Source organism: Methylotenera sp. (genome assembly GCF_029945535.1).
In the GTDB taxonomy this organism is placed as follows: Bacteria; Pseudomonadota; Gammaproteobacteria; order Burkholderiales; family Methylophilaceae; genus Methylotenera.
In genome coordinates this window covers 748,370-762,861 of the sequence record NZ_JAQSCU010000010.1, presented here as the reverse complement: position 1 = coordinate 762,861, position 14,492 = coordinate 748,370, and the positions used below count along the sequence as shown (strand labels likewise).

The 14,492-nt window shown below is 42.4% G+C and carries 17 protein-coding genes; 1 reads left to right on the top strand and 16 read right to left on the bottom strand.

The window, feature by feature from the left end; all coding sequences use genetic code 11:
- Window positions 1-79 precede the first annotated feature (79 nt).
- The 15 genes from PSU72_RS06695 to fmdA all read right to left on the bottom strand — a co-directional run bounded on the left by PSU72_RS06695 (window position 80) and on the right by fmdA (window position 12,544).
- Complete coding sequence (locus PSU72_RS06695; protein ID WP_300431535.1) at window positions 80-661, bottom strand: HupE/UreJ family protein; 582 nt, start codon at window positions 659-661, stop codon at window positions 80-82.
- Window positions 662-671: 10 nt separating this feature from the next.
- Window positions 672-1,307, bottom strand: coding sequence for an urease accessory protein UreG (gene ureG / locus PSU72_RS06690; protein WP_300431534.1), 636 nt, complete (start codon window positions 1,305-1,307; stop codon window positions 672-674).
- Window positions 1,304-2,017, bottom strand: coding sequence for an urease accessory protein UreF (locus PSU72_RS06685; RefSeq protein ID WP_300431533.1), 714 nt, complete (start codon window positions 2,015-2,017; stop codon window positions 1,304-1,306). Before PSU72_RS06685 ends, ureG begins: the two co-directional genes overlap by 4 nt.
- Window positions 2,010-2,507, bottom strand: a complete 498-nt coding sequence (gene ureE, locus PSU72_RS06680; RefSeq protein ID WP_300431532.1) for an urease accessory protein UreE — start codon at window positions 2,505-2,507, stop codon at window positions 2,010-2,012. The genes PSU72_RS06685 and ureE overlap by 8 nt, the downstream gene beginning before the upstream one ends.
- 43 nt (window positions 2,508-2,550) lie before the next feature.
- A complete protein-coding gene (gene ureC, locus PSU72_RS06675) occupies window positions 2,551-4,254 on the bottom strand; it encodes an urease subunit alpha (protein ID WP_300431531.1) in 1,704 nt (567 codons plus the stop codon).
- A 10-nt stretch (window positions 4,255-4,264) separates the two neighbouring features.
- Window positions 4,265-4,573: an urease subunit beta gene (locus PSU72_RS06670; RefSeq protein WP_300431530.1), complete on the bottom strand. Its 309-nt coding sequence runs from the start codon at window positions 4,571-4,573 to the stop codon at window positions 4,265-4,267.
- Between the two features lie 11 nt (window positions 4,574-4,584).
- Window positions 4,585-4,887: an urease subunit gamma gene (gene ureA / locus PSU72_RS06665; RefSeq protein ID WP_013148061.1), complete on the bottom strand. Its 303-nt coding sequence runs from the start codon at window positions 4,885-4,887 to the stop codon at window positions 4,585-4,587.
- Between the two features lie 82 nt (window positions 4,888-4,969).
- The gene (locus PSU72_RS06660; RefSeq protein ID WP_300431529.1) at window positions 4,970-5,860 is read right to left on the bottom strand and encodes an urease accessory protein UreD; all 891 of its coding nucleotides are present in this window, start codon (window positions 5,858-5,860) and stop codon (window positions 4,970-4,972) included.
- A 37-nt stretch (window positions 5,861-5,897) separates the two neighbouring features.
- On the bottom strand, window positions 5,898-6,587 hold the full coding sequence (gene urtE / locus PSU72_RS06655; protein ID WP_013148059.1) for an urea ABC transporter ATP-binding subunit UrtE: 690 nt from the start codon (window positions 6,585-6,587) through the stop codon (window positions 5,898-5,900).
- A gap of 51 nt (window positions 6,588-6,638) precedes the next feature.
- The gene (urtD, locus tag PSU72_RS06650) at window positions 6,639-7,382 is read right to left on the bottom strand and encodes an urea ABC transporter ATP-binding protein UrtD (protein ID WP_300431528.1); all 744 of its coding nucleotides are present in this window, start codon (window positions 7,380-7,382) and stop codon (window positions 6,639-6,641) included.
- Window positions 7,379-8,569 (bottom strand): urea ABC transporter permease subunit UrtC, encoded by a 1,191-nt coding sequence (gene urtC / locus PSU72_RS06645; protein ID WP_300431527.1) that lies wholly within the window; start codon window positions 8,567-8,569, stop codon window positions 7,379-7,381. The genes urtD and urtC overlap by 4 nt, the downstream gene beginning before the upstream one ends.
- Before the next feature lie 18 nt (window positions 8,570-8,587).
- Complete coding sequence (urtB, locus tag PSU72_RS06640) at window positions 8,588-9,505, bottom strand: urea ABC transporter permease subunit UrtB (RefSeq protein WP_300431526.1); 918 nt, start codon at window positions 9,503-9,505, stop codon at window positions 8,588-8,590.
- Window positions 9,506-9,606: 101 nt separating this feature from the next.
- A complete protein-coding gene (gene urtA / locus PSU72_RS06635; protein WP_300431525.1) occupies window positions 9,607-10,851 on the bottom strand; it encodes an urea ABC transporter substrate-binding protein in 1,245 nt (414 codons plus the stop codon).
- 119 nt (window positions 10,852-10,970) lie between these two features.
- Entirely contained in the window at window positions 10,971-11,309 is a 339-nt protein-coding gene (locus PSU72_RS06630) for a zinc ribbon domain-containing protein (RefSeq protein ID WP_300431524.1), read from the bottom strand.
- Window positions 11,310-11,320: 11 nt separating this feature from the next.
- On the bottom strand, window positions 11,321-12,544 hold the full coding sequence (fmdA, locus tag PSU72_RS06625; RefSeq protein ID WP_300431523.1) for a formamidase: 1,224 nt from the start codon (window positions 12,542-12,544) through the stop codon (window positions 11,321-11,323).
- 240 nt (window positions 12,545-12,784) lie between these two features.
- Here fmdA and PSU72_RS06620 point away from each other — a divergent pair, with 240 nt between their 5' ends.
- Window positions 12,785-13,201 carry a surface-adhesin E family protein gene (locus PSU72_RS06620; RefSeq protein ID WP_300431522.1) on the top strand — a complete coding sequence of 139 codons (417 nt, stop codon included), beginning with the start codon at window positions 12,785-12,787 and terminating at the stop codon, window positions 13,199-13,201.
- 114 nt (window positions 13,202-13,315) lie between these two features.
- Here the strand turns inward: PSU72_RS06620 and PSU72_RS06615 are convergent, their stop codons facing one another.
- Window positions 13,316-14,455: a porin gene (locus tag PSU72_RS06615; RefSeq protein ID WP_300431521.1), complete on the bottom strand. Its 1,140-nt coding sequence runs from the start codon at window positions 14,453-14,455 to the stop codon at window positions 13,316-13,318.
- Between the last annotated feature and the right edge of the window lie 37 nt (window positions 14,456-14,492).

Below are 14,492 nucleotides of genomic sequence, written 5' to 3'. Positions count from 1 at the left end.
GATGATATCTCCCTCATATATTTAAAACCTAGATATTTAAAACCTAGATGCTTAGAACCTAAGGCAGATAAATACCCGACTAACCTAATAATAAGTAGCCACCTACCAACAGCAATAACCAAGCAAAAGAGTTGTTAAGCACATGAGCCATCTTAACGCGCTGAGATGCCATCAAAAGGCCTAGGCTATGTAGCATAGCCGTTGCGACTAACATTCCACCTAACGCAGCTAAACTTGATTGTGATTGAAGCTCTATACCATGCGCCAACCCATGAAATAAGGCAAATAGAGCTGTAATACTCAATTGCATCATCTTGTTTATTGGCAAGCTCATCATCAAAAGTACGCCCATCGCCATGACACTGGCGGCAATCGCGGTTTCTGCGAAGGCGAAATTTAAACCTGATAAACCCAATACAGCACCCGTCGCCATGATGGCGACAAACGTCAGTGGCAGCTGCCAGCGTGCTTTGCCACCCAACTTAGCGGCCCATACACCAATTGCCAGCATCACCAGTAAATGATCCCAACCTGTGAATGGGTGCATAAAGCCTGCATATGCACTGTCTAAACCATGTCCTGCTAAACCATGCCCAGGGTGCGCGCTAGCGATTCCAGAAAACAGTGAAAATAAAGCCGCTATTGTGATTTGTTTTTTCATATCATTACTCCTAAAGCATTAAGCCTTGCTTTTCAATAAATTTAACGATTTCTTCTAAACCTTGCCCAATTTTTAAGTTAGTAAAAATAAACGGGCGCTCACCTCTCATACGCTTTGCATCTCTGTCCATCACTTCTAAAGAAGCGCCAACCATAGGCGCTAAATCAATTTTATTGATAATAAGTAAGTCAGACTTAGTAATGCCCGGGCCACCTTTGCGTGGAATTTTTTCACCCGCGGCAACATCAATCACATAAATAGTTAAGTCTGAAAGTTCTGGGCTAAATGTTGCCGCAAGATTATCACCACCACTTTCAATAAACACAATATCTAGCGCCTCAAAACGTTCGCACAATTGCGATACCGCCTCTAGGTTCATAGAAGCATCTTCGCGAATCGCGGTATGTGGGCAACCACCAGTTTCTACGCCAATAATGCGATCTGGCGTGAGCGCTTCATTACGTGTTAGAAACTCGGCATCTTCTTTGGTGTAAATATCGTTAGTGACCACGGCAATGTTATAAACATCACGTAAACGCTGACACAGTGCCAATGTTAAAGCCGTTTTGCCAGAGCCTACTGGCCCACCTATGCCTACACGTAAGGGTTCTGATTGAGTATTGGGTTTTATTTTCGTAGGGGTCATGATCTGAATAATCGACTATATTGGGTTTCATGGCGACACCCAGCAACGCTGAGGCCGGGAACAAAGTTACTAATTGCAAAATCTTCTAAGCACATCGCTTGTGCGACACATTCTGGTAGAGACTCCCCTACTTCCAGCAGGATTCTTTGGCCAGCCACCTGCCCAAGCGGCACAGCTTTCATGGCTGCACTGACTTGATTTTCCACCCAAGACCAAGCGTAGGCATGTAACAAATCTTGTGCAGAAATATGCCAATGATAGGCAATGCCTGCATATATTGTAGGAAAAGCTGGGGTTTCGAGCGCATTGATTTTTTCTAGAAACTCTAATGGTAACGACCCAACATCATTTAATAAGCGACGCAGTGAATAGCCCATTTGACGGCTCTCTGCTAGCGCTTCAGCGGTATCACGGCCAGCTTGAAATTTTGCATCCCAGTCACTAATGGCAGCCATATCATCAGCCTGCCAAGCTTGATATATGCGATATAAAATTGGCAGTTCATAACGCTGTTGATAGATATCTAGCACATCGGCTATCCAAGTTTTAGCGCTTGCTTGATGGGTTACATCACCACACTCAATGGCCCATTCTAAGCCTTGTGAATAGCTGTAAGCTCCGACTGGCAGCATGGGGCTGGCAAGTTGCAGCAAACGGCTTAACGCAATATTGGGTGCAATATGAGTCGCGATATTCGGTTGCTTAAGCATTTGGTTTCAACCGTTTAGAGGGCAAACGCTGATAATTGTCATCATCCCCACCATGTCTGTGACCGCCACCGTAGGCGCCAGCTTCAGGCTCAAATGGAGCAGTTTGATCTGTAGTGATCATGCCCAAACCCACTAACATTTCATTTAACACGTGATCTTGCTCCAATCGCAGCCAGCCGTCACCCACTTGCAAGGGTACATGCCGATTGCCTAAATGATAAGCGGCGCACATTAAGGCTTGCGGCGTTTTGGCGGTGACATCGGTAACGGCTTGTGGTGCAGCAACAATTTCTACAACATAGCCATCTTCGGTTTCAAGTAAATCACCGCCACGCATGATAGTTCCACGATCAAGCAATAATGCGGCTTCACGACCTGATGATAAAGTCACACGTAAGCGACTTCTTTGGCGTAAATCAAAAGGTAGCACCAATTGATCATCGACTTTGCTTTGCTGAAAATGAGCAAGACGTTTGTTAATATTAATCATCAAATAAACCCAGAAATAGACCTAGAATAAAACCAGAATAGACCTAGAATAAGAAATAGCGCTGTGCCATAGGCAAGATACTTGCTGGTTCACAAGCAAGTAAAATACCATCAGCTCGAACAATATAGGTTTCAGGGTCTACATCAATTTTTGGCATATAGCCGTTATGTATCATGTCTACTTTTCTGACAGTGCGCGTGCCTCGGACCGGTACTAGCGTCTTATTTAAATTAAGCGCAGCCAAAGCCGGATTGTGCAAAGCCGCTTGCGATACAAAAGTGACGGAGGTTTTAAGCCCTCCACCATAGGCGCCGAACATATGGCGATAATGCACTGGTTGTGGCGTAGGAATAGATGCATTCGGGTCACCCATCGCAGCAGCAGCTATCATTCCACCTTTTAGAATAGTGGAAGGTTTCACCCCAAAAAACGCTGGTCGCCACAGAACCAAATCTGCTAACTTTCCAACTTCTATTGAGCCTACGGTATCGGCAATACCATGCGTGAGCGCAGGATTAATCGTATATTTGGCAATATAGCGTTTCACACGAAAATTATCATTGCTAGCTGAATCTTCAGCTAGGGCGCCACGCTGTATTTTCATTTTATGTGCAGTTTGCCAAGTACGAATAATCACCTCCCCCACGCGCCCCATGGCTTGCGAGTCAGATGACATCATAGAAAATGCGCCTAAATCATGCAAAATATCTTCTGCGGCAATAGTCTCGCGACGAATACGACTTTCGGCAAAAGCAATGTCTTCTGCAATGGCTGGGTCTAGATGATGGCAGACCATGAGCATATCCAAGTGCTCATCGATAGTGTTGACCGTAAATGGACGCGTAGGGTTAGTGGATGACGGCAGCACATTAGCGTAACCAGCCGCTTTAATAATGTCTGGTGCATGACCGCCGCCCGCGCCTTCGGTATGAAAGGTATGTATGGTGCGGTCTTTAAAGGCTGCAATCGTCGTTTCTACAAAGCCAGATTCATTCAAAGTATCCGAGTGAATCGCCACTTGAATGTCCATTTCCTCCGCCACATTCAAGCAGTTATCAATCGCAGCAGGTGTAGTACCCCAGTCTTCATGCAGCTTTAATCCAATGGCACCAGCTTCAACTTGTTCACGCAACGGCTCTGGCAAGCTCACATTACCTTTACCTAAAAAGCCCAAGTTCATCGGAAATGCATCTGCCGATTGCAACATACGGTGAATATGCCAAGGGCCTGGTGTACAAGTGGTTGCAAAAGTCCCAGTGGCTGGGCCTGTGCCACCGCCCAACATGGTTGTCACGCCAGACATCAAAGCTTCTTCGATTTGTTGCGGACAGATAAAGTGAATATGTGTATCCACCCCGCCTGCAGTCACTATCATGCCTTCGCCCGCAATAATCTCTGTGCCTGCGCCCATAGGAATCGTCACAGCTGACTGAATATCAGGGTTACCCGCTTTACCAATGGCAGAGATTCGTCCATTTTTAATGCCGATGTCGGCTTTAACAATACCCCAGTAGTCAATAATCAATGCGTTAGTAATGACCGTATCAGCAACGTCTTTAGCACACAACTGACCTTGACCCATACCATCACGAATGACTTTACCACCGCCGAATTTAACTTCTTCGCCATAGAGCGTGTAATCTTTCTCTACTTCTATCCAGAGTTCGGTATCGGCTAGGCGCACTTTATCGCCCACAGTCGGACCAAACATCTCGGCATAGGCACGCTTGTCTATGTTTATACTCATGGTTTTACGCTCATTTGAGTGACCCCATCACTTTACCTGCGAAGCCATATACTTTTCTTTCGCCAGCCAGCGCCACTAACACTACCGTACGCGTTTGACCCGACTCAAAACGGACAGCCGTACCTGATGCAATATTTAACCTAAAACCATAAGCCGCTTGTCTATCAAAACTCAAAGCTTCGTTAGTTTCAAAAAAGTGATAATGCGAACCGATTTGTATTGGTCGGTCACCCATATTAGATACGTCAATTGTCACAGTGGCTCTGCCAGCATTTATTGTGATGTCACCGTTAGCGATTTTCATTTCACCTGGAATCATTTGAGCAGCCTTTACGGAATTGGATGGTGAACGGTGACAAGCTTAGTGCCATCTGGAAAAGTTGCCTCGATCTGAATGTCCGGAATCATCTCAGCAATTCCTTCCATCACATCATCACGTGTCAGCAAAGTTGTGCCGTAGCTCATCAACTCTGCGACGGTTCTGCCGTCGCGCGCACCTTCCATAATGGCGGCTGAAATAAGGGCAATCGATTCTGGATAATTAAGCTTTAAGCCTCGCGCCTTGCGACGTTCTGCAAGTAAGCCAGCAGTAAAGATGAGAAGTTTATCTTTCTCTCTAGGGGTTAATTCCATACATTCAATTCCATGCAAAAACTCTCTTTTTAATCGGCATTAGTCTATTATTGTGAGGGCACAAGTTACTTTTTAAAAAAATTTAGGTGTTCCAAATTCGCGGTCTTGTCGCTTCTAGACCTGCATACCAAGGGCGTAAAATCTGCCATAACGACTCAAAATATTGCCTTGCACATTGTGCTGACTGACCGATATATCTTGCAGAAAAAATTTCTGGCATCGTAGTCACACCATATCTGGCCTGCATATCTAAGGCTAATTTAGGCTGTATTTCTCTACATGCCGCTAACACTCCATCTGGAACTTTACCTGCCGCAATCACAAAACTTGCTGACACTGCATTACCGTGTAAACCCACTATCGACTGCATGACTTTTTGTTCTGGCTCCAAAAAGCTAAGCTCATTCCAAATCAATTTACCATTTCTACGAATACTCAAATTTTGATGCAAGTGACCCGTTTGCCATACTTCTTTTTGTGCCTGGCGACCAAAACACAATACTTCCCAACCAGCATACTTAGCTTCAGCATCTAAACTAACCTCAGAGTTAAACTTAACTTGAGCACCATCAAACAAAATATTCTCTTGTGGTAACCATTCAAAACAGGTGTTTTTTCCTAGATTGAACTTCAAATACTGGCAAGCTTGTTGCCCATTGGCTTTATACCATTTACCTGCGCCAGGCGTAGTGAGTAAAGCATATGCGCCCTGATTAAGACTCACATTAAGTGTGAGTGAGTCTCCGCCAGCTACGCCACCTGGCGGGTGCACCACCACACCATGACACACCGCATCACCTTCTGGGTGCAAAGATTTTTGCAAAACCAGTGGGCCTACGTGCAAGTTTTTAGCTAAATAACTGCGATCATGTCGTTTAGAAAAATCTAAACTTAAGCTTGCTTCCCAGCACTTGAGTGCAGGCTGCTCTTGAGCTAATGGGCTAGTGCTTTGTAATATTGTTGCGTCATCCATCACTCCATGATGCCATAAATTTTTTGCATAAAATATTTTAAACTGACAAATAACCTTTAATTTTAGCAGCATCTACATTATCGCGAGTATCTTCATGAATGAACTTACCTTTGTCTATCACAATAATGCGATCTGCAATTTCCATGGTAAAGCTCAATACTTGCTCGGAAACGATAATGGTAATTTCTCGCATTTTACGAATCTCGTTCAAGACTTTAGCGATGTCTTTAATGATAGACGGCTGGATTCCTTCAGTTGGTTCATCTAGCAACAATACTTTAGGATTAGTCACCAGCGCCCGAGCAATCGCGAGTTGCTGCTGCTGTCCCCCAGATAGATTACCGCCCTTGCGTTTACGCATGTCGTATAACACAGGAAAGAGCGCATAAATATCTTCTGGAATCTCACGCGTTTTAGACTTTTCTAACCCTGTTTCAATGTTTTCTTGCACTGTCATATTAGGGAAAATCATACGTCCCTGTGGTACATAAGCTAAACCTTTGGCAACTCGCTGGTAGCTATCATTCCCTTCTAAGCTAACACCGTCGACAACAGCTTTTGTTGTTTTGCTTGGCAAAATACCCATCAGTGATTTAAACAGCGTAGTTTTACCCATGCCGTTACGACCCATAATAGCAAGCGTTTCATTTTTATTAGCGGTAAAGTTAAGTCCATGTATCACTTGGCTTTGACCATAGCTTACTTGCAGATTTTCAATTTCAAACATATCAAGTTTCCTTAATGGGCTGGATTACTGGCTTGTATTAATAAACTGGACTTAATGTCCAAGATAAACTTCAATCACTTTTTCATCTTCTTGTACTTGGTCCATAGGACCTTCAGCCAAGATCTTTCCTTGATGCAGCACAGTGACTTTATGAGCGATTTTCTTTACGAACTCCATGTCATGCTCAATCACCAATACTGAACGGTTATTGCTGATTTTATTAAGCAACTCAGCCGTTTGATCACGCTCTTTAGCACTCATTCCAGCGACAGGCTCATCTAACATTAACAACTGAGGATCCTGCATCAACAGCATACCTATCTCTAACCATTGCTTTTGACCATGGCTCAATAAGGCAGCCTCCATATCTAAAAAATTAGTGAGCATGATTTCTTCTGCAATTTTAAATACTTGCTCTTTCACCTCTGCCGTACGTTTAAAGAATAAGCTACCCCAAACGCTACGACCTTTAGGATAGGACACCTCTAAATTTTGATACACCGAAAGGTTTTCATAAATTGACGGTGTTTGAAATTTACGCCCAACCCCTTCGCGAACAATTTCATGCTCTGAAAGCTTAGTTAGCTCTTTATTCATAAATTTGATAGAGCCGTTAGTCGATTTAGTTTTACCACAGATTAAATCTAATACCGTCGTTTTGCCTGCACCATTTGGCCCAATCACGACACGAAGCTCATTTTTATCTATGTACATTGTCAGATTATCGACCGCCTTAAAGCCATCAAACGATACCGTTAAATCTTCAATGGCTAACACAAAGTCTGTATTACTCATGCTTTCGCTCCCTTAATGTTAGTCACATCAATCTCTTTCACTGTTTTTTTACCGGCATCAATTTTTGTTGAATCGGTGACTGCTGCAGTAGTCAACCTAGACTTTTTTTTAAAGAAGTTAAGTTTATGGCTATATTTAGCCCAAACTCCAGCTAAACCGTCAGGAAAAAACATCACTACAGCGATAAACAATCCACCCATGATGAAAAGCCATAGCTCTGGGTAACTTTCTGAAAAGAATGTTTTACCAAAATTCACAAATAACGTACCGTAAACCGCACCAATTAAAGATGCCCGACCACCCACCGCACAGAAAATAACCATTTCAATGGACGGCACAATACCTACAAAAGATGGCGACATAAAGCCAACTTGTAGGGTAAACATGGCTCCACCAACTGCTGAAATCATCGCGGCTAGACAGAAAATGAATATTTTAAAGTTTGATACGTCGTAACCAGAGAAACGTACACGCTCTTCTTTATCACGCATAGCTAATAACAACATACCGAATTTACTGTTCAACACATATTTTGAAAGCAAGATTGCACCAAACAACAGAAAGCCATTGAGGTAATACAAAATGTATTTCGCGCTATCGTTACGTGTATCCCATCCCCAAACAGTTTTAAGATCAGTAATGCCATTCACACCACCAGTAAAACCTTGTTGACCTACAATCAAAATACTTAATATAAGGGCAATAGCTTGCGTGATAATCGCGAAGTAAACACCGCCTACACGACGTTTAAACATCGCAAATCCGATTAAATAAGCAAATAAAGCGGGGATTGTCAGTATGATCAGTATCGTTAATGGCAAGCTCTTGAACGGCTCCCAGAACCAAGGGAGAGATGTGATTTGATTCCAATCCATAAAGTCAGGAATACCAGGGGTTGTTTGTATTTTGGTAGTAATAGGGTCTGATGCCTCAAGCTTCATAAACATCGCCATGCCATACCCGCCTAAACCAAAAAATATGCCTTGCCCTAAGCTTAAAATACCGCCATTACCCCATAGCAATACCAAGCTCACTGCTACAAAAGCGTAAGTGAGGTATTTGCCAACCAAATTTAACCTAAAGATATCTACGCCTAGCGGCAACACTACAAAGATAATTGCGGCAAGTACAGCTAAGCCAACCAGCCCTTCTTTGCCACCAACTAATTTACTTAAGGATGCGTTCATGTGGATTCTCCTGTCTGTTTACTTACGAAGCTTAGAAGCAAACAAGCCTTCTGGTTTCATCATTAATATGCCAACAATCACTAATAAGGTAGAGACCTTACCCATAGAGCTGGTCATAAAAAATTGCAATATAGATTGTGCTTGCGCGATACCAAATGCTGAGGCAATCGTACCCATCAAGCTAGCTGCGCCACCAAACACCACCACCATGAAGCTATCTACAATATAAAGCGTACCTGTTGTTGGTCCGGTAGAGGCAATCGTGGTAAATGCAGCACCTGCAACACCAGCGATTCCGCAACCTAAGGCAAACGTCACGCGATCTACTTTTTGCGTATTGATACCCACTGCGCCAGCCATTACACGGTTTTGAACCGTTGCACGGACTCTAAGGCCCCAGCGAGAACGGTACATAAACAGGTAAACGCCAGCAGTCACAAACAGTGCAAGCACCATTACAAAAACTCCGTTAATCGGTATGTCAATATCAGGTGTAGGCTTAAATGAACCCAACATCCATTCAGGTAATTCAGCACTGACTTCTTTTGCGCCAAAGGTCGAACGAAATGATTGCTGCATGACTAGACTCAAACCCCATGTCGCTAATAGCGTGTCTAGTGGGCGCTTGTAGAGATGCCGAATCATAATAAATTCAATGAAATATCCCAGCGCAAAGGCCAGAATAAATGCCAAAATAATGGCAAAAACAAAGTAATAATTAACGAAACCATACGTCGTTGCGACTTTAGAAAGCATGACTGTGGTGTAAGCTCCGATGGTCATAAACTCACCGTGTGCCATATTGATTACACCCATTTGCCCAAAAATAATGGCTAGGCCAAGTGCCATCAGCAGCAATACCGTAAACATACTCAGGCCAGAAAATCCCTGCATTACCATGATATTGCCTATATCTGCCATCGAATATCCAAACATACGGCCTCCTACTTAATCGCTACTAAGATAAAAACTGCTTTAACATTCAGATGGCAGCAGCTTATTCACTAAGCTGCTGCATCTTTCAAACTAACTCACTATTATTGATAACCTTTTGGAAATGGATCTGGTTTGATGTAAGCAGAGGTGTATACCACTTTAGCTTGACCATCTTTGCCCCATTGACCAATACGTAACTTGGTTGTTAAGTGATGGTTTTTCTCAACAGTAACAGCACCTTCAGGAGCGTCTTTAAATACATAGCCTGGTAATGCTGCTTGTACTTTATCTACGTCAAAGCTACCAGCTCGCTCAACTGCCGCTTTATATAACCATGGGCCTAAGTAAGCAGCTTGTGTTACATCACCAATCACAGATTTTTCACCCCATTTTTTCTTAAATGCTTCTACAAATTTAAGATTTTCTGGATTTGTTTGTGATTGGAAGTACTTCATTGCTGAATAGAAACCAGCTAAGTTTTCACCGCCAATGCCTAATACTTCATCTTCTGTTACAGAGATCGTTAACATGGTTTGTTTAGTTGAATTTAAACCTGCTGCATTTAATTGTTTAAACCATGCAACGTTACTACCACCAACCACTGCTGCGTAAATCACATCAGGTTTTTTCAGTTTGATTTTGTTAATCACAGAACCAAATTGCGTGTCACCCAAAGCAATGTACTCTTCACCCACAACTGAGCCATGCAAATGTTGCTCAATATGTTTACGTGCAATTTTCATTGAAGTACGTGGCCAAATGTAGTCAGAACCGATTAGGTAGAAAGTTTTAGCTTTTTTCTCTTTAGCAATCCAATCTAAGCCAGCAAGAATTTGCTGTGTCGCTTCTTGGCCTGTATAGAAAACGTTTTTAGATTGCTCTAAACCCTCGTAGAAAGTTGGGTAGAACAATAGACCATTTTCTTTTTCAAACACTGGCAATGCCGCTTTACGTGATGCTGATGTCCAGCAACCCATGACCGCAGCTACTTTGTCTGAAGCCAGTAGTTTTTTTGCTTTTTCAGCAAAGGTTGGCCAGTCTGATGCGCCATCTTCTTGAATCACTTCAATCTTACGGCCCAAAATACCACCCATGGCATTAATTTGCTCAATCGCTAACTTCTCAGCTTGAATAGAGCCTGTTTCACTAATGGCCATCGTGCCTGTAGCAGAATGTAAAATACCAACTTTAACTGTCGTGTCTGTTACCGCTAGACCCGTAGTCATCACTTTGGCTGTTGAAGTGTCAGCAGCCAAAGCTGTGTTAGTTAAGATACCTGCTGAAAGCAGTGCCGCAGCTAGCGCGCCACCAACTTTCATAAAGTTACGCCTATTTAAAGTACTCATCACTCTGTCTCCTCATTTAAAAATCAAAAAAACCACAATTAAAATAAAACTAAACTCACCAACTTTTTACTAAGTTTTTATAGTGCTTTTGCACCAATTAAACAGCGCTCTTGCACTAATTAATGCGATAACATCCAAGGTCTTGCTGTCTTTTTAGTTTGCATTTGCAAAGCCGCTTTGCCTGTTTCTGGGTTCACCTTTGTGCTTGTTTTGCACGTGTGAGAACCAGCACAGCCACAACTTGAACGTTTTGCTACTTTCGGGTCATGCGCAGATTTTTCATTTCGTTCATGTGCTACACGCTGTGTTCTATCCATTACTGCTAAGCGAGGTGCTGAAAGAATGCGTGGGCTTTCGCAACCACATTCATCACAAAACGCAGGCTCACTAGACTCACTCATTTTTCTAAGTGCAGTAAAAACACCGCAGGTATCACATTCATATTCATACACTGGCATGCAAATGCTCCTTAGCTGGTTTTAGCGGTATCAATGCCCTGTTTCACCATGACTTTTGGTCCGTCCGCATTTGGCTTCATATCGAAGTCAAATATCTCTGTTGGTAGCCATAAAGTGGCACAGGCGTTAGGAATATCCACAATGCCGCTGATGTGACCTTCTACTGGCGCAGTGCCTAAAATAGAGAGGGCTTGTGCGCCGGTGTAGCCAAATTTCTTCATATACTCAATGGCGTTTAAACAAGCTTGGCGATAAGCCTCATTCACATCTAAGTAAAGTTGCTTGCCTTGCTCATTTACTGAGATACCTTCAAAAATGATGTAGTCTTTATAAGTTGGCGTAAGCACGCTAGGTTCGAAAATTGGATTCTTAATGCCATATTTCTTCACGCCCTCTTTAATCAAGCTGACTTTAATATCTAAATAACCTGCCATCTCAATGGCACCACAGAAAGTAATTTCACCATCGCCTTGTGAGAAGTGAAGGTCACCCATAGAGAGCCCGCCATCTTTCACATATACTGGGAAATAAACCTTTGAACCTTTGGTTAGGTTTTTAATATCGCAATTGCCGCCATGTTCACGTGGTGGCACAGTGCGAGCGCCTTCTAAAGCTGCCTTTTTGGCGGCTTCACCAGACATTTTGCCCATCACAGCTGATTTTTGATTGGGAGGTAATGCTAAAGCTGGTTCACGATCAGGTTCTGTTGCAATCAAATCACCCTCACGCTTATTCCATGTGTCTAATAACTCTTTTGAAGGTAAGCAGCCGATTAAGCCTGGGTGCATAATGCCAGCGAATCTAACATTGGGTACGTGACGTGAAGTCGTATAAATGCCATGAAAATCCCAGATGGATTTACGCGCTTCAGGGTACTGATCTACTAAAAAACCACCGCCATTTTCTTTAGCGAAAATACCGTTAAAACCCCACTGACTATCTTCAAAAGTACCCACATCTAATATTTCAACTACCATTAAATCGCCTGGCTCAGCACCTTCCACACCAATTGGGCCGCTCAAATAATGTACTTGTGTTAAATCCACATCGCGTACGTCATTAGCACTGTCGTTGTTGCCAATTTGGCCCCCTGTCCAGTCCATACATTCAACACGAAACTCGTCGCCCGGTTTAACCATGGCGATCATAGGTAAATCAGGATGCCAACGATTATGAATCTGGCCTTCCTGCTCCCAAGGTTTTTTATCTAAATCTAATTTAACTAACGTTTTCATTGGCACCCTCCAGCTTATATTTCAATTAAATTCACAAGTAAACAAATCTGCACAGTTAAATGCTTCAATCAATACCAACTTGCAGTGATATAGCGTTTTGCAATGGTGTTAGATTAAGTGCTTGGGGGATGGAATGAAATACGTCAAATTGCGTAGGTAATTAATAGCTAATTAACACTTTTATAAGATAGATTTGTGCTAATTTAATACCAATACTTTAATGCGGAACGATTCAACTCTATGATTAAAAAACAACTTCTAATGGGTGCTGTTTTGTTAACAATATCTATCAATACAATGGCTGTGGAGTGGGATTCCATTATTAAGAAGGCCGATTATGAGATTTTTGTCGATATTGATTCTTACAATGTTGCGAATGGCTTTCCCTACTTTTTAACTAAAACTATTTTTAAAAAGAGCCAATCATTGACTAGCAACAAAAGTTTAATCAGCTATCAATATGTAGTTAAAAATACCCTGTTCAATTGCAAACAACCCTTGTTCAAGGTCACTTCAATTGACTTTTACAGCCAGAAAAATAAATTATTATCGTCAGAAAAATTAACACCTGAATTTAGACCTATTTCTTTTGGTTCAGATGAATATGCCGTTGCTCAACTCGCCTGCCAAGTTCATCAAATGGTAGGTGGTCAATAAGGCTAGTAATTTTTAACCAATAATCATCAATAAGCAGTGCAATGCAATTAGAAAAGGCGCAGCAACATAAAATGTTACCGCGCCTTAGCATTATCTTAGGAGATAAATTCTGGTTTAAAACTGAAACTGCATAGACACATTAATCGCATTTACATTGCTTGCACCATCTGTTTTTGTATCCGAGTACACAGCTGTAATTAATGCGTTGTACGGCGCAATAACGTAATTAGTGCCAACTTCGTATTTTTTCACATCAATATTGGTGTCTGGTTGAAATGTTTGATAGCGAACAAATGGCATAAACTTACCCCAACCCACTTGTTCATTAAACAAGTAAGCTGCGCCTGCTGAGTAGGCAGTACCTTGCTCGCTTAAGAATACGTCATCAGTATCGTAGTCATAGTAAGCTGCCTCTAGTGAAGCTGTACCTGGACCCACATCTTTTTTCTCTAATAAGAAATCCACACTGTATGAGCTGTAATCACCAGCTTTAGTTAAACTAATAGCACCATCAGATTTTTGTCTACCTGCAATACCAATAGCTAAAATATCTGCTGCGCCAAAATAGTTACCTGTTCCATAGTAACCTGGTTCAGCATCCCAGAAGTCAACCTGTAACCGACCTGCATACATGAGTTTGTCATCCGCATTTAGTGCTTTTGCCGCCGCACTAGATTGTGATTGAGCGCCTACACCACTAAATCTGAAAATATTTTCGCCTTCAAATGCACCGAATGAATAGCCAATTTTGTTATCCATGGCACTACCAACAATTGCTACACCTTCATCACGACCAATAATGCCGCCGTTCCACCCGTAGCGTGAGGCAATGTTAGACCAATATCCACCACCCATTGAGTAATACGGTCCAGCCATGTTAGCGCGATCACTTGGTGATAAGAATCGACCTGCCCAAATAGCGATTTCTGGTGTCATTTGCAACTGGACGTTAGCATCAATAATTTCCCAGCTTTCACCATTACTTTTTTCAGTGTTCAACATACCTTTAATGTATTTGTTAAACGAACCTGATAAGTACAAACGTGCACTGTCTAAAGTAAAATCGTTTGAACGACTTCCATTAGCGGCAGCGTCTTCAACCGAGCTATAACCACCGCGCATACCAAAACCAACGCTCACAGACTTATCTTCACCAAATGAAATAGTTCCGCCAGCCTGCGCACTCATGGCTGGTAGCAACAGCGCAGCACTTACAGCAGTTGCTAATAGGCTTGTCTTAAGTTTAAATGTCATTACAACTCTCCATTAATAAAAATATTTTCAATAGATA